Here is a 19,032-nt window from a genome sequence, read left to right as displayed (position 1 = left end):
ACTACCGATTGGTTAACTTGCCTTGATACCGTTATAGTCTTAGAAACCCAGGCTTGCCAGCAGATCGTCAACTTGTTGCTGATCTGTGACAATATCACTACGGCCATCCGTATTGATGACAGGCCCATTTTCGAGCTGGGCGTGTTCTTCCTGTTTTTTAACTGCACCGGGCGTGTATTCGACAAGGAAGTTAAAGAGCTGGTTTTCCATCTCTTTTGCCATTTCAACGATCTTCTTGATCACCTGGCCGGTAAGATCCTGGAAATCCTGCGCCATCATGATGTCCAGCAGCAATGCATCTGTCTGTCTGGAATCGGTCTTGGTTCTATGCAAGAAACTGCGCGTGTCATTGACCAGTACTTTGAATTCTTCAACACTCAGCTGGTTGGCAAACAGTTTGTCCCAACGCTGATTCAGGCCATCAGAATCTTCACTCAATTTTTCTTGCAGAGGCTTGGCAACATCCACCGCTGACAATACCTTGTCTGCAGCCTGCTCGGTCAGTTTGGCCACGTAGGCCAGACGGTCCTTGGCATCCGGAATTGCTTCGGAAACAACTTTTTCGATCGACTTGTCAAAGCCCAGTTCACGCAAGGTGTCGTGCAGTTTACGGGTCATCATCCCGATCTGGGTGAACATTGACTTCGCTGGTTCGATCATGTCACTGGTGATATCCACCTTGTGTTCAGATGCACCGGCCGCATTTGCTTCATGTGAGACATTTGTACTTACAATGCTATCAAACAGAGCTTCCAGATCCGCAGAATCGCCGCTCTCATATTTTCTATCACTCACATGTATCTCCTTATTTTCCGAGATTCTGGAAGATTTTGTTTAGTTTTTCGTCGAGTGTAGCTGCAGTAAACGGCTTGACAATATAACCACTGGCGCCTGCCGTTGCCGCCTCAATGATGTTTTCTTTTTTCGCTTCTGCAGTAATCATCAGAAAAGGGAGACTTTTAAGATTTGGATCAGCACGAACCGCTTTCAGCAATTCGATACCTGTCATGTTCGGCATGTTCCAGTCTGAAACAATAAAATCAAACTGCCCATTTTGAAGTTTGTGTAAGCCAATCTGACCATCTTCGGCTTCATCCACGTTGGTGAAACCGAGTTCCTTCAGCAGGTTACGCACAATGCGTCTCATGGTAGAGAAATCGTCCACTACCAGGAACTTCATATTTTTATCAGCCATGCTTGCCCTCTCTAAATCTGTTGCCAGACATATTGGCAACAGATGCAAATCAACTCATCAGTAGCGGCTTGATGGTTTCCGCCAAAATCACCGGATCGAATTTTGCCACATAGGCGTCAACACCGACACTATTTCCCATTGCACGGTTGGCATTAGACGACAGTGAGGAATGCATGACAACCGGGATGCCCTTGAAGCGCTGATCGGCCTTGATGTGTTTGGTGAGCACATAACCATCCATTTCAGGCATTTCTGCATCCACCAGGATCAGTTTCAAATGATCCCCAAGGAACTCGCCTTCGCCCTGCACACGGCTGGCCAGATTCTGCAATTTGGTCCATGCCTCTTTGCCGTTGTTGGCCTGATGATATTTGACGCCCAGTTTGTCCAGCACGCCGGTAATCTCTTTACGAGCCACCATGGAATCATCACAGAAGAACATATAGATGTCTTCGCGGATCGGGTTTGTGGCCACATCCGGGATCAGTTTTTCACCAATCACGGAGGAGAGAATCTGTTCGACGTCCAGAATCGAGACCAGCTTGCCATCCGGCAGTTCTGTCACTGCCGTAATCAGTCCTTGACTGCCCGCCAGCATGCCCTCTGGCGCCCGAACCTTGTCCCAGTCCACACGAATGATACGGTCAACTTCGTCTACCAGAAAAGACTGGGTATGACGACTGAACTCGGTCACGATCATGGTTTGTTCGCTGCTGCGGTTCTGGCCCGGGCTAACGAATTTGGAAAGGGAAATAATCGGGATAATGTTACCCCGCAAAGAAATCACGCCTTCGACACCAGGCGGCATGTTGGGTGTCTTGGTAATGTGTGGCGTTTGAGAAACTTCACGTACCTTGAATACGTTAATACCAAAGATTTCGCCTGTCCCCAGTGAGAACAGCAAGATTTCCATCTTGTTAGAACCTGCCAGCTTGGTGCGCGCATCAATACTGTCTAGCAGGTTTTCGGGTGTTTTTCCGGACATGGCATTCACCTAGTAATCAATCTGTCTATATAAACAAAAGCGAATATTATTGTGTCGCCAGCAATCTGGTCAGGGTTTCGGCCAGTCTTTGTGGTTCAAATTTGGCAACATACTCATCCACCCCGACAGATTGTCCCAGCTTCTGGTTTTGCATGCCCGACAAGGATGAATGCATCAAAACCGGAATACCTTTGAAACGCGGATCGGATTTGATGTTCTTCGTCAGCATGTAGCCGTCCATTTCCGGCATTTCCACATCTGTCAGAATCAGATTGACAACATCTTTCATGAGCTCGCCATTGGCCTCGGCCAGGGAGGCCATTTTATCCAGCTCGTCCCATGCTTTTTTGCCGTTAATGGCAGAAAAGTAGCGAACCCCCATCATGTCGAGGGTTGTAGAAATCTGTTTGCGAGCAACTGAAGAATCATCTGCAAAATAAACCGTACGAGGCTTATCCAGCGGCTTGATGTTCTGGAAGATCATCTGGTCATCGTAGTTACTGGTTTCTGCCAGCACTTTCTCAACGTCCATCATCATGACCAGTTTGCCGTTATCCAGCTCTGTCACCGCCGTAATGATGCCGCCCATCTGCGCTGTCAGCATATCCGGGGGCACGCGCATTTGAGACCAGTCCAGCCGGAGGATCGTATCCACGGCTTCAACCAGGAAGCCTTGGGTATGACCGTTATATTCGGTCACAATCATGATTTCCGGCCGTGCGTCCGTATTAATGCCAGTGTACTTGGCCAGATCGACCACAGGCACCAGAGAGCCGCGCAAACTGACCATACCTTCAACACAGGCTGGCATTTCAGGCGCATGGGTAATTTCAGGGGTACGCATCACCTCGCGCACCTTGAACACGTTGATCCCGAAATTTTCTCTTCGGCCTGTTCGCTGGTCAGTGCCTAGCGTGAACAGCAGGATTTCCAGCTTGTTGGTTCCTGCCAGCTTGGTTCGTGCATCAATTTTTCTTAGTAGTTCGGACACGTTGATACTCCAATCAGCACTGTCTGGTTACAGCTTAACAGCCGGCTTAACACATGTGACTCTGTTGTTGTTTATTTTAGAACAAGAACCGCTTCTTTGCTTGATCTAAGTCTCATTTTACATTCTGTGCATAATTTGGTGCGGTTGCAAGGTAAAAACACACGTCCATTAGATTTCTGATAAAAACACGTACGTTTACGGCCTTGTTTCGACTGTACATCAAGCCACTAATATAGCTTAACCTTGCAAAAACTGATGAAATTTATCATAGAGATGTCAAGAATAATATGCCTGTGTGCCGAATCAGTATCAGGAAAGTGCTTATTTGCCGGTTATTCATGGTCCGAAAGTATGGACACAATAATTCAAAATAGACTTGAGTTGAGTCAATTCCACCCTGTTTAGTTACCTCGATACCCGAGGTTCATAAAAGTCGTGATGCTGGATATGGCGATTTCGCACTGATCCATATCTGTTTCGAATACCATTTGCGTATTCATTCAATAAGCAACAGGCACCGGATCCAGACTTCGCCACAAAAACCAGGTTGCCACGGTCCGATACGGTCTCCACCGTTCTGCAAATTGTTCCAGTCTTTTCAACGGAAACGGATATTCCCAGCCATAATGCCTGGCGACACCCCGTTGCAGGCCAATATCATCCAGTGGCAAAACGTCTTGTCTTAACAAATGGAAAATCAGGAACATTTCCGCCGTCCAGCGGCCGATCCCCCTGACATCGGTCAGACGCTGGATGACGGCCTCGTCTTCCATTTCATCAAAATGTACCGGATCAATCCGTCCATCGATGAAGTGGCGAGCCAGGTCTGTCAGATATTCGACTTTGCGACTGGACAAACCATCTGCCCGCAAGTCATCCACCGAAGTCACCAGCACGCGCTCCGGATTAACGTGCCCTAGCCTGCTCTCAAGTCGTTTCCAGATACTGTCAGCAGCCTTGACCGAGATTTGCTGCCCGACAATCGAATTGGCAAGCGTACAAAAAGCATCACCTCCCCCGGTCAGGCATTCTCCTTGATAGGCATTGAATAACCCCACCAGCGCAAGATCATTTCTGGCGAGTGCATCAATTGCCTCTGGCCAGTAATCTGGTGAGGTTTTGATCCTGGGAGAAGTGAGCTGTGTCATTGAAACAGCCTGACGCTTAATGCGAACGAGCTGGCGTCATGAGACGGTCTACCCATGCCAGCCCGATGGCCGTGAGGAGAAATACCAGATGAATGGCGGTTTGCGAAGCCAAGGTTTCAACCTTGATGGCATCTGCGTTGATAAATCCTTTGAGCAGATGAATACCGGAAATGCTGATCAGTGCCGTTGCCAGCTTGACCTTCAACACGCCTGCGTTGACGTGGGAGAGCCACTCCGGCACATCCTCGTGCGTTCCCAGGTCCAGTTTGGATACAAAGGTTTCGTAGCCCCCAATCACGACCATGATGATCAGGTTGCTGAGCATGACCACGTCAATCAGGCCGAGCACAATCAGCATGATCTGGGTTTCACCCATGGCATTGACGTCATGCACCAGATGCCAGAGTTCTTTGAGAAAAGACCAGACATAGGCGCATTGCGCCACAATCAGACCCAGATATAAAGGAACCTGAATCCAGCGACTCCAGAAAATAAAACTTTCCAACCCGGTTTCTAAACGATTAGGAATATGCTTCACGAATTTACTCTCTTGCATCTGACAAAAACCAATTAACCTGATGGCATAATTCAGCCAATACGTTAATTCAAATACGATTTATTGCGTTCAATTACCTGCGACTGTCATATTCTCAATCAGAATAGACCCGGTTTGGCGGCTGGCATGCGGCAGGTGATCGTTCCCGATTGCAACAATCCCTTTAAACATGTCTTTCAGATTACCTGCAATGGTAATTTCTTCAACCGGATAGGCAATGACGCCATTTTCAACCCAGAAACCGGCTGCACCACGAGAATAGTCACCGGTCACTGTGTTGGTGCCATGTCCCATCAGCTCTGTTACCAGCAGGCCTGTCCCCATTTTTTTCAGCAACGCGGCCAAATCTTCGCCGGTCGACCCGAGTATCAGGTTATGGCTGCCACCGGCATTGCCGGTACTTTTCATGCCTAATTTGCGGGCGCTGTAAGAGCCCAGGAAGTATCCTTGCACCACACCATTCTCGACCACCATCCGGTCTTGGGTTGCAACACCCTCATCATCAAATGGCGTACTGGCCTGACCTTGTACAATCAAAGGAGCTTCATGCAGGTTCACGATCGGTGAAAATACGCTTTGTCCCAGACTATCCAGCAAGAAACTGGCCTGGCGATAAAGACTGGTGCCACTCACCGCTTGCAAAAAGTGACCAATCAGACTGGATGCAATCGGCGCTTCAAATACAACAGGCACCTGGCAGGTATCAATCTTGCGGCCATTCAGGCGGCGTACCGTGCGCTCACCGCAACGACGGCCAATGGATTCAGGACTGGCCAGATCATCAAAGCGTCGACTGGAGTCATACCAGTAGTCGCGCTGCATGGCATCGCCTTCTTCGCCAATCACGGCACAAGACAGTGAATGCCTTGAGGTAGGAAAACCGGCCAGGAAACCCAGGGTATTGCCGTACACAAACTGCCCGCTTTGCGTTGATAGCGAAGCACCATCGGAATTGGTGATGCGAGGATCAACGGCTCTGGCCGCATCTTCACACAATGTCGCCAGGCGGATACTCTCTTCGACACTCAGATTGGATGGGTGAAACAAATCCAGGTCCGGGAAACGGGTAGCCAGCATGTCCGGGTCTGCCAGGCCGGCAAACGGGTCTGAAGCGGTATAGCGCGCAATATCGAGCGCGGCATCAACAGTTGCCTGCAGGGCCGCCTTGCTGAAGTCTCCGGTACTGGCATGCCCTTTGGCCTGCCCGTGATAGACGGTAACGCCAAAGCCTTTGTCACGATGATATTCGATGGTTTCTGTTTCACCCAGACGAACAGAGACCGTATGTCCGGCACCTTCGGACACTTCTGCATCTGCAGCCGTTGCCCCTTTCTGGCGCGCGTATGACAGTACATCACTGACCAATTGTTTGAGTTCGTCTTGTGAGTAAGAAAACGGAGTATTAGCCACAAATTCATCCTGAAATTAACAACAGTAACCTGATTACCCGCCCGCTATTTATAGCAGTGATCAGGCAAGCAACCCAATAGAATGGTATGATAACAGCTTTGATAGTGTATCGCGTGCTAGTGCTGACGCGACAGCCTTTTATCACGCGACCATACCAGAACATAAGCATGAATCCATCAGATTACTATGACGACGAGCCGCTAGACGACGGCCCTAGCAAATCGCAGAAAAAACGTGAAATGCACGCTTTGCAAACCATGGGCGATGCACTGGTTGCCCTGGGTAAGGATCAGCTCAAGAAGCTGCAGCTGCCAGAGCGCCTGTTTGATGCCATCATGGAAGCAAAACGGTTGACTGCGCATGGCGCCATTCGTCGCCAGTCCCAATATATTGGCAAACTGATGCGGCATGTGGACGCTGCTCCCATCCAGGCGTATCTGGACCAGTTGACCCAGAGTTCCAGCGCCCAGACGGCCTGGCTGCACCGCATTGAACGCTGGCGTGACAAGCTGGTAAGCGATAGCAATGCCATTACCCTGTTTGCCGACGAGTTTCCGGAGGCGGATATTCAGCAGGTTCGCCAACTGGTGAGAAACGCGCTGAAAGAGCGTGAGCTGAACAAGCCTCCCAAGGCATACCGCGAATTATTCCAGCTACTGAAAGCCCTGCAACCGCCTCCTATCCCGGTATCTGAACCGACAGATGAAGATCTGGAAGACGAGGACATGGAGGATGACGATGAGTGAGGCGCGCGCGCTAAAAATCGGTCTGGTATCGATCAGTGACCGTGCCAGCAGTGGTGTCTATGAAGACAAAGGCTTGCCTGCCTTGCAAAGCTGGTTTGGCGAGGCGCTGACTACCCCGTGGACCATGGAAAACCGTCTGATTCCGGATGAACAAGCCGTGATTGAAGATACCCTGCGGGATCTGGTGGATCATGCAGGCTGTGATCTGGTGCTGACCACCGGCGGTACGGGCCCTGCCCCCAGAGATGTGACACCAGAAGCGACCATGGCGGTTGCAGACCGTGTCATGCCCGGTTTTGGGGAACAAATGCGACAGATCAGTCTGGCGTTTGTTCCAACGGCCATTTTATCCCGTCAGGTTGGCGTGATCCGCAAGCAGAGTCTGATCCTGAATCTGCCCGGGCAACCTAAAGCTATCAAGGAGACGCTGGAAGGCCTGAAGGCGGAAGACGGCTCAGTGATGGTGCCTGGCATCTTTGCGGCAGTCCCGTATTGTCTGGATCTGATCGGGGCACCCTATGTTGAAACCAATCCAGCCGTTGTCAAAGCGTTTCGTCCCAAATCTGCCGTAAAACCACAACAGACCTGATCCCGTCATGGACACGCCAGCAGCGCTAATCCCCCTGTGGTTAAACATAGTGAGTGGCCTGCTACTGGTCTCGGTGCTGGTGTTTGCCGGCGTCAAGCAGGACTGGAAGCGTCTACTGAACAACAGCCAGCAACACGTTCTGTTCGGCTCGATTGTCCTGGTGTCTTTCTTCTGGCAATTGCAGGCCAACATTCGCCCGGGGCTTGCCCTCCATTTACTGGGTGCCACGCTGGTAACCCGGATGCTGGGTGGCTGGCTGGCCAGTTTTGCCATGGTGGCCGTTCTGCTTGTGCATACCGCGGTGAATACCCATCACTGGCAGGCATTGCCAGTCAATGCCCTGTTGCTTGCGCTTTGTCCGGTTGGCATGGCCAGTGGTCTGCTTTGGTTGCAGCAGCGCTTTCTTCCTAAAAATCTGTTCATCTTTCTGCTGGGCGGTGGCTTTATCGGCGCTGCGATTGTATTTGCGGCGACAGGATTCTTTGCTGTCTTTCTGCTAAGTTTGATTGGCGCCTACCCGCTGGATTTTTTATTGAGTGACTATCTACCCTTCTGGTTACTATTGTCCTGGGGAGAAGCCTTCCAGACCGGTTTTCTGCTGACCCTGATGGTAGTTTACAAACCGGAATGGGTAAGCAGTTTTAATGATCTTCAATACCTTGGCAAAAAGCCACGTTTTTGAAAGCAGTGACAATGACTAGCCATTTGCACCGTTGCGGTTGGGTGAACTTGTCGAACCCCAGATATGTTGATTACCATGATCAGGAATGGGGGATTCCGTCCCATGATGACCGGCATCTGTTTGAGATGCTGATTCTGGAGGGGGCCCAGGCAGGCCTTAGCTGGGAAACGGTTCTCAACAAGCGGGACAGTTACCGGGCCGCATTTGACGGTTTTGCACCGGAAACCGTCGCAACCTACAACGATGACAAGGTCATTGAGCTATTAAATAACCCTGGCATCATCCGGAATCGTCTAAAAGTAGCCAGTGCCATCCGGAATGCAAACGCCTTTATGGAAATACAAGCAGCTCATGGCTCTTTTGATGCCTTCATCTGGCGTTATGTAGATAACCAGCCGATTGTAAACCGTTGGGACGATTACCGTCAGGCACCGGCCAAAACAATACTCTCGGATCAAATCTCTAAGGATTTGACCAAAAAGGGGTTCAAGTTTGTAGGTTCGACTATCATGTATTCATTCATGCAGGCGGTTGGCATGATTAATGATCATGAACAACACTGCCACTGTGCTACTAGAGAAGATATCTGAAAATGACTGAACAACTACTTCCATGCGTTGAACACACCCTGGGGGACAAACCCACACACAGCATTATCTGGCTGCATGGTCTGGGTGCAGATGGTCACGACTTTTTCCCGATGACCAGCGAGCTGGAATTGCCTGAGGGTTTGTCTGTCCGGTTTGTTTTCCCGCATGCGCCCATGCAACCCATTACGGTCAACAACGGCTATGTGATGCGTGCCTGGTATGACATCATTACCTTGTCGGATGTCCACCGCACAGTGGATGAAACCGGCATTACGGCATCCAATGCCCAGATACAAGCCTTGATCGACCGGGAAATACAGCGCGGCATTGCCCCGCAGCACATTCTGCTGGCCGGTTTTTCGCAGGGTGGCGTCATGGCCTACTATGCAGGGTTAACCTGCCCGCACACCCTGGGCGGGATTGTTGCCCTTTCCACCTATCTGCCCAATACCGATTCTCTGGACAAAATTCGCCAACCGGCCAATTTTGATACCCCCATCTTTGCCGGCCATGGCACCTATGACCCGGTGATACGCATTCAGTTGGGGGAAGAAGCCTGTCAGCAGGTCCAAGACTGGGGCTATCAGGTGGAGTGGCATGAGTACCCGACACCACACTCGGTGTGCGCAGAAGAAATTGAAGACTTGTCTGACTGGCTGATCAACTTGTGGCGGGAAGCATGATGCGGGTTGTTTTTTACTCACAAGGTGAAGACATGCAACAGTGGCAAGCTGCTCTGGCTCGCCATATGCCGGATATCCGGCTAGAAGCCTGGGAAGCCGCCCCTGCGGGCGCAGACTATGCCATTGCCTGGAAACCGCCTGCACTACTGTTCCAACAGCAACCTGACCTGAAAGCCATGTTTGCACTGGGTGCCGGGGTAGATGCCTTGATAGCCCACTGCCCAGCGACGCTACCACTGATCCGGCTGGAAGACAGTGGTATGGCAACCCAGATGGCTGACTACGCAACACGCATGATACTGGACTGGTTTTACCGCGATGCAGATTACCGCCAGCAACAAAAGCAGGCCAAATGGCTGCCCTACGCGCTGGATGACAAGCAGCAATGGCCCATTGGCATTCTGGGCCTTGGTCAGCTGGGATCGGTTGTTGCGCAGCGCTGCCAGTCGCTCGGGTTTCCGGTGCATGGCTGGCGGAACTCGCCTGAAGCCATACCCGGCATGACCACCCATTGGGGGGGCGCTGGTTTGCAAGAGATGTTGCCGCATTGCAAAGTGCTGATCAACCTGCTGCCGCTGACGCCACAAACCAGCAACCTGATCAACCGCGATGTTCTGGACCGGTTACCCAAAGGGGCATTCCTGATCAATATGGCGCGCGGTGCCCAGGTGGTGGATGAGGACTTGCTGGCCGCACTGGACCGTGGCCAGCTGGCTGGCGCAGCGCTGGATGTCTTCCGGCAGGAGCCACTGCCAGCCACTCATCCGTTCTGGTCTCATCCTGCCATACGGGTAACCCCGCATGTTGCCGGTATCACGCCGCTGCATGATGCTGCAGAACAGATCGCCAACAAACTGCAAGCGTTTGACGCAGGCAAGCCGGTGAGCGGGCTTGTGGATCGCGAGCGCGGCTATTAAGTGGTGACTATTAAGTGCACAAGGGGGTAACCCCTTGTTTGCATGCTAACTTTTGACCATTTTCAACTCTTCAGTTTTTCTGAATTATTTCGCGTTCTGCGCGGATTGTTTGATTTCTCCTCTCGCCCTAGACTGTTTTCCAGACACCCCCCAACAAGAGGAGAACAGCCGTGAATGCCCCAACCAAACTGAGTCACACCCGTCAGGAATTTTTCTGCGAAGGCAATGGATACCGCATCGTGCCGCATCCAGAACACCATCGCATGTATCACATCGAACTGAACAATCAGGTCATTGATGCGTTCTTCGAGAAAACACGTCACATCAATAGCCAGAACCTGGAATACGTTCCTTACATGCGTTTTGTGATTGCCCAGATTCTGGAATCCCTGCTGGATCATAAATTCCGTGGTTTGCTGCGCGGCATTCTGCATGACCGCTTGACTGGCGGGTACACCATTGGTGTCCAAGGCCGTACCATGGAAAAAGACGACTATGTCAAATTTGGTACTGCCGTAAGCCATCTGGTGGGTACATCTAACTTTGATGCCATGTCTGGCACCTACTATGCACGATTCCTGGTAAAAGATACCGACAGCAGCGACTCTTACCTGCGTCAGGCCTACCGTCTGTTTACCCTGCATACCGATGGTACATTTGTGGATGAGCCAACCGACTGGCTGCTGATGATGAAGTTTGAAGAGCGCAACGCCAAAGGCGGTGAATCCCGTCTGCTGCACCTGGATGACTGGGAAGATCTGGAAAAATTCAGCACCCATCCATTGGCCAGCTATGAATTTACCTACAAGGCACCACCAAGCAAAAATGTACAACAGACCATCAAGCGCCGGACGTTCTTCCAGCTGAACAACCACCCATGCGCATGTTTTATCGACCAGTTTGTGTGCCCGGAAACCATCGAGCACGCCACCTGGCTGAAAGACCTGTCTGACTCGATGGAAAACTCGCCAGAAACCAAAGCGATGCCGTTGCCTGTCGGCCAGCTGGTCATGCTGAACAACCTGTTCTGGCTACATGGTCGTGCACCGTTTGAGAAACACCCAGAGCTGCACCGCGAACTGATGCGTCAACGCGGTACATTTGCAGCCCATTAATGCAGCGTCCCGCCGGCCAAGACTGCATGGGTAGAGGGCACAGCTACCCGAAAACAAGACAGTCACTCCGGTTTCATGAGTACAATCTCATGACATCAGTAACTTGTCCCAAAGGAAACGGGCATACGCCAAACTGTCCATGGATGTCCGTTTCCTTATTTTTTGCATTAAAGGATCTTGAGTGAGCCAGATTCATGACTACGTAATTGTGGGTGGTGGTATTGTCGGTTTATCAACCGCTTACGCACTGAGCCAGCGCTTTCCGGGCGCTTCAATTCTGCTGCTGGAAAAGGAAGACGTACTGGCCGCACACCAGACTGGTCACAACAGTGGCGTGATTCACTCTGGCATCTACTACAAACCCGGCAGTTTCAAGGCTCGCTTTGCCAAAGCGGGCAATCGCTCTATGGTAGAATTCTGCCAGAAGCACGATATCGAGCATGAGCTATGCGGCAAAGTGATTGTCGCCACCAAAGTCGAAGAATTACAGCATCTGGACAACCTTTACAAACGCGGGCTGGAAAACGGCCTGGATGTAAAACGCATTGGCCCGGATGAGCTCAAGGTTATCGAACCCCACGTCAGCGGACTGGAAGCCATTCAGGTCCCTTCCGCCGGTATCGTGAATTACCGCCAGGTATGCGAAACCTTTGGCAGACTCGTCGAGGAAGCTGGCGGCACGGTCCGTCTGGGTACCAAAGTGCTGGCCATCAAAGAGGTGGGCCAGCAAATCCATCTGGAAACCAGCAAGGGCGATTTCACGGCCAAGTTCCTGATCAACTGTGCCGGTCTGCACAGTGACCGCGTTGCCAACATGGACGGTGCGACCGCCGACTTGAAAATCATCCCGTTCCGTGGCGAATACTACGAACTGAAACCAGAGAAACGCCATCTGGTAAAACACCTGATTTACCCGGTTCCTAACCCGTCGTTCCCTTTCCTTGGGGTGCACTACACCCGCATGATCGGTGGGCATGTTGAGGCAGGTCCGAATGCCGTGCTGGCCATGGCCCGTGAAGGCTACAAGAAGACCGATTTCAACCTGCGTGATTTTGCCGAGGTCATGGGATATAAAGGTTTCTGGACTCTGTCTGCCAAATACTGGAAAGAAGGTCTGGAAGAAATGGTCCGCTCTTGGAGCAAAGCCGCGTTTGTACGCAGCTTGCAGCAGCTGATTCCGGAAATTCAGAGTGATGATCTGGTCCCTGCCCCTGCAGGTATCCGTGCACAGGCACTGAAACCAAACGGCGAGCTGGTAGATGATTTCCATATCATCCAGAAAACCCGCAGCATTCATGTCTGTAACGCGCCTTCGCCTGCCGCCACGGCGTCTATCGAAATCGGCCAGCATGTGGCCAGTTGCGTGCCCTTGCAGTAGTATGTTGTCCGTGGGCAGGTATTCCTGCCCACTTTCCCATTCAGGCAGGTAAAAGCATGGAACTGAGGCAGCTTCGTTACTTCGTGACACTGGCAGAGCATTTGCATTTCGCAAAAGCGGCAGAAGCCCTCGACCTTGCCCCGTCTGCGCTAAGCATGCAGTTACAAGCGCTGGAGCGCGAGCTTGGCGTCAAACTGGTCCAACGAACCAAACGCTCGGTTGCACTCACCTCCGCTGGCCAACTGTTTCTGCAAGAGGCTCGCGCCTCGCTGTTCCAGATCAAACGTACCGAGATGATTGCCCGCCAGGCTGGCCGAGGCGAAATTGGCTCGCTTGAAATCGGCTACGTCATTTCTGCGGCGTGTGCTGGTATCGTACAGCAGATCCTTTCAGCCTATCGCAAAGATGTGCCTGGCATCCAGATTGGCCTGCATGAACTCGAAAGTCCGTTACAGCTGCAGCGACTGGACGAAGGCAAGCTGGATGCCTGTATCGTGCGTACCATCGTCGGGCACGCAGAATCCTTTGAAGTGATGCCGCTGTTGCATGAAGATGTGGTCGTGGCCCTACCTAAAGACCATCCACTGGCCAAGCAGGCAGAAGTTCGCGCTGAAGACCTGCGTAACGAGGCCTTCATCACCCCGCAATTCCAGCGTGATTTCGGCTTTACCCAACCGTTGTTTGCCATTGGTGAAAAAGCCGGCTTCAGCCCGCAGATTACCCAACCCACCCGCGACTTCATTACCACGCTGGCACTGGTGGGCGGCGGGTTCGGCGTTGCCACCGTTCCCCATTCCATCAGTCACTTGCAGATGCCGGGCATTATCTACAAACCACTAGTGGATGTAACGGAAAAATCGACGCTGACGCTGGTGTTCCGCCGCAACGACAAAAGTCCTGCCGTGCTGCGCCTGAAGCAGATTGCCAGCCAACTGACACTTCCTTCCAAGCACGTTAAATAAGCCACTATTTGCAAGACATTTGATCTGTTTCAAGCCTTGCTCAGTATTTAGTCTATTTATTTGACTAAATAGACTATTCCTAATATTCTTCTGCGATTAATGCTGCAATGCACAATTCAGGAGATGTAGATGTTTAATCTGACCGGTAAAGTCGCTTTAGTCGTCGGGGTTGCTAACGAACATAGTATTGCTTGGGGTTGCGCCAAGCTGTTTCATGAAGCAGGTGCAAAAGTCATTCTGACCAACCTGAACGCCAAGGCAGAAAAGTTCGTCAAACCGCTGGCCGATGAAATCGACGCCGACCTGCTGCCGCTCAACGTAGAGTTCCCGGGCGAGCTGGAACAAGTCATGGCCCATATCAAGGACAAGTACGGCAAGCTGGATATTGCCCTGCATTCGATCGCGTTTGCCGAAAAAGAAGACCTGCATGGCCGTCTGGTAGATTGCTCTGCCGCTGGCTTTGCACGTGCCATGGATGTCTCTTGCCATTCACTGATCCGTCTGGCCAAAGAAGCAGAACCACTGATGGTTGATGGTGGCAGCATTATCACCATGAGCTATTATGGTTCTGAAAAGGTCGTGCGCAACTACAACATGATGGGGCCGGTCAAAGCGGCGCTGGAAGCGACTGTCCGTTATCTGGCCGATAACCTCGGGCCACAGAAGATCCGCGTCAATGCAATCTCTCCAGGCCCATTGGCCACGCGTGCCGCCAGTGGCCTGCCTGCCTTTGAAGAACTGATGAACCTGGCGATCAAGGACTCTCCGGAACACCGCCTGGTCACCATTGAAGAAGTAGGCGCACTCGCCGCCTTCCTTGCATCGGATGGCGCAAAAGGCATTACCGGCAATACGGAATATATCGATGCGGGTTACCACATCGTTGGCTAATCGGCATTCATCCTTCAATTACAGCTTCCGGAGCCTTCCATGAACCAGGCAGATCAAAACTATACAGAAACCTCGGCACAATACCGTGCCCTGATGGATAAAGCTCATGCCATGCCAGCGGTCATTACGGCCGTTGCCCACCCGTGTGACGATATTTCACTGATCGGCGCGCTGGAGGCAATGGAAGCCGGGTTGATCCAGCCCATTCTGGTGGGTCCGGAACAAAAAATCCGACAGGTCGCACAACAGCATGGACTGGATATCAGCCGATTCCAGACCGTCACTGCTCCGCTGCACCGCCGCAGTAGCGACGAAGCGTTGACGCATGTAGAACCCTTCACGATTGTTTCGACAGAGCATAGTCATCAGTCTGCTGAAGTAGCGGTTGCGCTGGTTCGTAGTGGCTATGCTCACTCGCTCATGAAAGGCAGCCTGCATTCGGATGAGTTGCTGTCTGCGGTGCTGGACAAGGTAAACGGCCTGCGTACTGCACGCCGCCTGTCCCACGTCTTCGTGATGGATGTACCAACCTACCACAAGCCATTGCTGATTACTGACGGCGCCGTCAATATTGCGCCTGACCTGACCACCAAGGCAGATATTGTCCAGAATGCCATTGATCTGGCACATGCCTTGGGTATAGAGACTCCCAAGGTCGCCATCCTGTGCGCTGTCGAAACTGTCAACCCGACCATGCCAGCCACGCTGGATGCTGCGGCCCTGTGCAAAATGGCAGAACGAGGTCAGATCAAAGGGGCAATTCTGGACGGCCCGCTGGCATTCGACAATGCGATTTCTGCCGATGCAGCAGCCCAGAAAGGGATCGTCTCTCAGGTCTCTGGTGATGCAGACATTCTGGTGGCACCAGAACTGGAAGCCGGCAACATCCTGGCCAAACAGCTGACCTGGCTGTCCAACGCGCACTCTGCCGGCATCGTACTGGGCGCACGAGTTCCCATCATGCTGACCAGTCGTTCTGACAGCGCCGTTTCACGCCTGGCCTCTGCGGCAGTCGCCTTGTTAATGGCCAGTTACCTACGGAAATAACCCCATGCTGCTGATTCTGAATGCAGGTTCTTCGACCCTGAAGTTTGAACTGTTTGAACACGATGGCGGGCTGCCCGGTGACAAAGTCGCCCATGGTGCGCTGGATGCCCATGACGGCATGGTGTCTGGTGAAGCACGCCTGGGCAATGATCTGGCCATTACCTGGGAAACAGAAGCCAAAGACCATCGCCACGACAAGATGCTGTCATTGCTGTTAGCCTGGGTCGAAGGCCAGGGCTTTAGCCTGACAGCGGCCGGACATCGGGTGGTTCATGGCGGGCCATTGTTTCATGAAACGGTCAAAGTCACACCAGAAGTACTGGATGCACTGAAACAGTACATCCCGCTGGCCCCCTTGCATCAGCCCCATAATCTGGCGGCCATTGAGGCCTTGGCAAAGCTGCATCCGGAATTACCGCAATTTGCAGCATTTGATACCGCGTTTCATGCGGCAGAGCCAGAAGTCGCCCAGTGGTTCGGATTACCCAGAAAATTTTATGAACAAGGGGTGCGCCGGTATGGCTTTCATGGGCTTTCATATGCCTATATTGCCAACAAGATGAAGTCGGTCAATCCTGCCCTGGCGCAGAAGCGCTATGTGGTGATGCATCTGGGCAATGGCGCCAGTGCGTGCGCGATTGAAAACGGCACAAGCATGGCCAGCAGCATGGGTTTTACCGCACTGGACGGGCTGATGATGGGTACCCGTAGTGGTCAGATCGACCCTGGCGTGTTGCTCTATTGCCAGCAACACCTCCATATGAGTGCCGGTGATATCGAAAACCTGCTCTATAAACAATCCGGCTTGCTCGGTGTTTCCGGCATTTCCAGCGACATGCGCACCTTGCGCGCCAGCCATGCGCCAGAGGCCGCCTTTGCAATCCAGCTGTTTGCCTACCGGCTGGTCAAGGAAGTCGGTGGTCTGGCTGCGGTCTTGGGCGGACTGGACGGACTGGTATTTACCGGCGGTATTGGCGAACACGACGCGGCCACCCGTGCTGCTGTCATCCAGCAGCTTGCCTGGTTGGGCATCTCGCTGGATGAAACCGCCAACCAGCAACATGCCCGCACCATTACGCAGGCGGATAGCCGCATTGTCGTCCACATCATCCCTACGGATGAAGCCCGTCAAATTGCCAGAGAAGTCGGGCCATTACTCGCTGACTAAGCAGATACGGGTTTGACCATCAAACCCGTATTTCTCTGCCCCTTGGCATAGTCGTCAGCCATTTCTGCTACCTGCTGAAAATTCATTTATCTGCAATGGCCGTGTCATACAAGCACGTTAGTCTCGGCATCTGTTGTTTATGGATACGCGGGACACACCATGGATGCGCAACTGTTTCATAAGACAGATGCAGGTCGCAACGAAATCATTAGCCGCCAGTTAAAATTGCCGGCAAAAGTCAGGCGCTTGTTGATCCTGATTGACGGCCAGAAAACCACAGAAGCACTGTCACGGCTGGCAGGGCAAGACGAAGACATCAAACCCCTCTTGCAGCATCTGTTACTAGAAGGCCTGATATCTGCCACGGCAAATCAGGCCATCAGCCCGTTACAGAGCTCAACCATACCATCACCCAAACATGCGCCATCGACGATCGTCCCCAGTATCGATGCTTCCGATCTGGCAGACATCAAGCACTGGATGCTGGATGGTTGCCAGCAATACCTCGGCATCATGGGGGCAGACATCCGCCGCCGCATCGAAGCCGCATCAGATGCCGCTACACTCAAAAAGTGTATTGCACCATGGATCATGGCGCTGAGAGACAGCAAAACCGGGCATGCGGTAGCGGATACCTATCTGTCTACGCTCCATGCCCGGTTTGGTTAAGCCATACTGATCTTGTATCACTATGCGGCTTAACGCGCCAATGACGACTTGGCCCACAAATTGACGTTCTCGTCACCACCCAGTGCATCAATCGCCTTGAGTTCTTCTGCAGTAAACGCCAGGTTTTTCAGCGCTGCCACATTCTCGACAATCTGCGACGGACGACTGGCACCAATCAGTGCCGTGGTCACACGCGGATCTCTTAACACCCAAGCCAGCGCCATTTGCGCCAGCGATTGCCCGCGTGCAGCGGCTATATCATTCAGCGCACGAATACGTACCAGATTCTCATCTGACAAGTGATCGGTTTTCAGTGAACCGCCACCCGGTTTGTTAATTCGTGCATCTTCTGGAATGCCTCGCAAATACTTGTCAGTCAATAAGCCCTGTGCCAGTGGCGTAAAGGCGATACAACCCGCCCCCACGGTTTTCAAAGAATCCAGCAAACCGTTCTCAACCCACCGGTTCAGAATATTGTAAGAAGGCTGATGAATCAGCAGCGGAATTTTCCACTCGGCCAGCAAACGGGCCGCCTGCTCGGTTTTCTCGGCCGAATACGAAGAAATACCCACGTACAGGGCTTTCCCTTGCTGGACGGCGGTGGCCAAGGCCCCCATGGTCTCCTCCAGCGGTGTATGCGGATCAAAGCGGTGAGAGTAAAAGATATCTACATAGTCCAGCCCCATGCGGCTAAGACTCTGATCCAGACTGGCCAGCACATATTTGCGCGAACCGCCGCCCTGCCCGTATGGCCCCGGCCACATGTCATAGCCAGCCTTGCTGGAGATAATCAGTTCATCACGATAGGGTTTGAAATCCATCGCCAGCAAACGGCCAAAATTCTCTTCGGCACTGCCATAGGGCGGGCCATAGTTGTTGGCCAGGTCAAAATGGGTTATGCCCAGATCAAACGCCGTGCGCAACATCTCGCGCTGGGTGGACAAAGGCGTTGTATGGCCAAAGTTATGCCATAAGCCCAAAGACAACGCAGGCAATTGCAAGCCACTGTTACCACAGTAGCGGTACACCATTTGATCGTAACGAGAATTTGCTGCGACATAAGACATAAGACACCTCTAAAGCAGATTCGAACACTAAGCTTAGAGGAAGTTTGACTACATTGATACTACAACTGCCGGTTGTAACGGCTGATGCGCTCAGGCATGAATTCATAGGTGCCGACACGGTTACCAGCGCAAAGATGACCGCAACGCGAAGCGAATTTCCTAAGGGGCTTTAGCCAAACAAGACAGGTCATTTCCATGCTGTTGCTGCAGAAAAAACTCGCTACCAAATCCAGCCGCTTGCCA

At 52.2% G+C, this 19,032-nt stretch carries 21 protein-coding genes; 13 read left to right on the top strand and 8 right to left on the bottom strand.

All coding sequences use genetic code 11. From position 1 onward, the window contains the following. Positions 1-39: 39 nt before the first annotated feature. The 7 genes from cheZ to pmbA all read right to left on the bottom strand — a co-directional run bounded on the left by cheZ (position 40) and on the right by pmbA (position 6,285). Complete coding sequence (cheZ, locus tag F552_RS0102100; RefSeq protein ID WP_018150059.1) at positions 40-795, bottom strand: protein phosphatase CheZ; 756 nt, start codon at positions 793-795, stop codon at positions 40-42. A 10-nt stretch (positions 796-805) separates the two neighbouring features. Then, positions 806-1,195: a chemotaxis response regulator CheY gene (gene cheY, locus F552_RS0102095; protein WP_018150058.1), complete on the bottom strand. Its 390-nt coding sequence runs from the start codon at positions 1,193-1,195 to the stop codon at positions 806-808. Between the two features lie 49 nt (positions 1,196-1,244). Then, positions 1,245-2,180 (bottom strand): chemotaxis protein, encoded by a 936-nt coding sequence (locus F552_RS0102090; RefSeq protein WP_018150057.1) that lies wholly within the window; start codon positions 2,178-2,180, stop codon positions 1,245-1,247. A 46-nt stretch (positions 2,181-2,226) separates the two neighbouring features. Beyond that, positions 2,227-3,171: a chemotaxis protein gene (locus tag F552_RS0102085; protein WP_018150056.1), complete on the bottom strand. Its 945-nt coding sequence runs from the start codon at positions 3,169-3,171 to the stop codon at positions 2,227-2,229. Positions 3,172-3,671: 500 nt separating this feature from the next. Beyond that, on the bottom strand, positions 3,672-4,319 hold the full coding sequence (locus tag F552_RS0102075; RefSeq protein ID WP_018150054.1) for a DNA-3-methyladenine glycosylase family protein: 648 nt from the start codon (positions 4,317-4,319) through the stop codon (positions 3,672-3,674). 16 nt (positions 4,320-4,335) lie between these two features. Then, a complete protein-coding gene (locus F552_RS0102070) occupies positions 4,336-4,857 on the bottom strand; it encodes a TIGR00645 family protein (protein WP_245546643.1) in 522 nt (173 codons plus the stop codon). A gap of 87 nt (positions 4,858-4,944) precedes the next feature. Continuing rightward, entirely contained in the window at positions 4,945-6,285 is a 1,341-nt protein-coding gene (pmbA, locus tag F552_RS0102065; RefSeq protein WP_018150052.1) for a metalloprotease PmbA, read from the bottom strand. A gap of 167 nt (positions 6,286-6,452) precedes the next feature. On the opposite strand from pmbA, the gene yjgA reads away from it, so the two are divergent. From yjgA to F552_RS19875, 13 genes are all read left to right on the top strand, one after another. After that, complete coding sequence (yjgA, locus tag F552_RS0102060) at positions 6,453-7,031, top strand: ribosome biogenesis factor YjgA (protein WP_018150051.1); 579 nt, start codon at positions 6,453-6,455, stop codon at positions 7,029-7,031. Beyond that, a complete protein-coding gene (gene mog, locus F552_RS0102055; protein WP_018150050.1) occupies positions 7,024-7,620 on the top strand; it encodes a molybdopterin adenylyltransferase in 597 nt (198 codons plus the stop codon). The genes yjgA and mog overlap by 8 nt, the downstream gene beginning before the upstream one ends. A gap of 7 nt (positions 7,621-7,627) precedes the next feature. Further along, a complete protein-coding gene (locus F552_RS0102050) occupies positions 7,628-8,302 on the top strand; it encodes an energy-coupling factor ABC transporter permease (protein ID WP_018150049.1) in 675 nt (224 codons plus the stop codon). 11 nt (positions 8,303-8,313) lie between these two features. Beyond that, on the top strand, positions 8,314-8,892 hold the full coding sequence (locus F552_RS0102045; protein ID WP_018150048.1) for a DNA-3-methyladenine glycosylase I: 579 nt from the start codon (positions 8,314-8,316) through the stop codon (positions 8,890-8,892). Positions 8,893-8,894: 2 nt separating this feature from the next. Next, complete coding sequence (locus tag F552_RS0102040; protein WP_018150047.1) at positions 8,895-9,575, top strand: alpha/beta hydrolase; 681 nt, start codon at positions 8,895-8,897, stop codon at positions 9,573-9,575. A gap of 32 nt (positions 9,576-9,607) precedes the next feature. Next, on the top strand, positions 9,608-10,492 hold the full coding sequence (locus F552_RS0102035; protein WP_169333554.1) for a 2-hydroxyacid dehydrogenase: 885 nt from the start codon (positions 9,608-9,610) through the stop codon (positions 10,490-10,492). Positions 10,493-10,662: 170 nt separating this feature from the next. Further along, a complete protein-coding gene (gene glaH, locus F552_RS0102030; protein ID WP_018150045.1) occupies positions 10,663-11,607 on the top strand; it encodes a glutarate dioxygenase GlaH in 945 nt (314 codons plus the stop codon). 181 nt (positions 11,608-11,788) lie between these two features. Then, on the top strand, positions 11,789-12,985 hold the full coding sequence (gene lhgD, locus F552_RS0102025) for an L-2-hydroxyglutarate dehydrogenase (RefSeq protein ID WP_018150044.1): 1,197 nt from the start codon (positions 11,789-11,791) through the stop codon (positions 12,983-12,985). 56 nt (positions 12,986-13,041) lie between these two features. Continuing rightward, positions 13,042-13,947 carry a LysR substrate-binding domain-containing protein gene (locus F552_RS0102020; protein ID WP_018150043.1) on the top strand — a complete coding sequence of 302 codons (906 nt, stop codon included), beginning with the start codon at positions 13,042-13,044 and terminating at the stop codon, positions 13,945-13,947. Positions 13,948-14,076: 129 nt separating this feature from the next. Next, complete coding sequence (gene fabI / locus F552_RS0102015) at positions 14,077-14,838, top strand: enoyl-ACP reductase FabI (protein ID WP_018150042.1); 762 nt, start codon at positions 14,077-14,079, stop codon at positions 14,836-14,838. 39 nt (positions 14,839-14,877) lie between these two features. Then, entirely contained in the window at positions 14,878-15,885 is a 1,008-nt protein-coding gene (locus tag F552_RS0102010) for a bifunctional enoyl-CoA hydratase/phosphate acetyltransferase (protein WP_018150041.1), read from the top strand. A 4-nt stretch (positions 15,886-15,889) separates the two neighbouring features. Next, positions 15,890-17,053 (top strand): acetate/propionate family kinase, encoded by a 1,164-nt coding sequence (locus F552_RS0102005; protein WP_018150040.1) that lies wholly within the window; start codon positions 15,890-15,892, stop codon positions 17,051-17,053. A gap of 159 nt (positions 17,054-17,212) precedes the next feature. Further along, positions 17,213-17,722, top strand: a complete 510-nt coding sequence (locus F552_RS19875; protein WP_018150039.1) for a hypothetical protein — start codon at positions 17,213-17,215, stop codon at positions 17,720-17,722. Positions 17,723-17,751: 29 nt separating this feature from the next. Here the strand turns inward: F552_RS19875 and mgrA are convergent, their stop codons facing one another. Beyond that, the gene (gene mgrA, locus F552_RS0101990) at positions 17,752-18,789 is read right to left on the bottom strand and encodes an L-glyceraldehyde 3-phosphate reductase (protein WP_018150038.1); all 1,038 of its coding nucleotides are present in this window, start codon (positions 18,787-18,789) and stop codon (positions 17,752-17,754) included. Positions 18,790-19,032: the final 243 nt, after the last annotated feature.

The sequence above is a fragment of the Leeia oryzae DSM 17879 genome, from assembly GCF_000376945.1.
Lineage (GTDB): Bacteria > Pseudomonadota > Gammaproteobacteria > Burkholderiales > Leeiaceae > Leeia > Leeia oryzae.
Note: the sequence above shows the minus strand (reverse complement) of the source record. Positions and strands in the feature narration are given on the sequence as shown.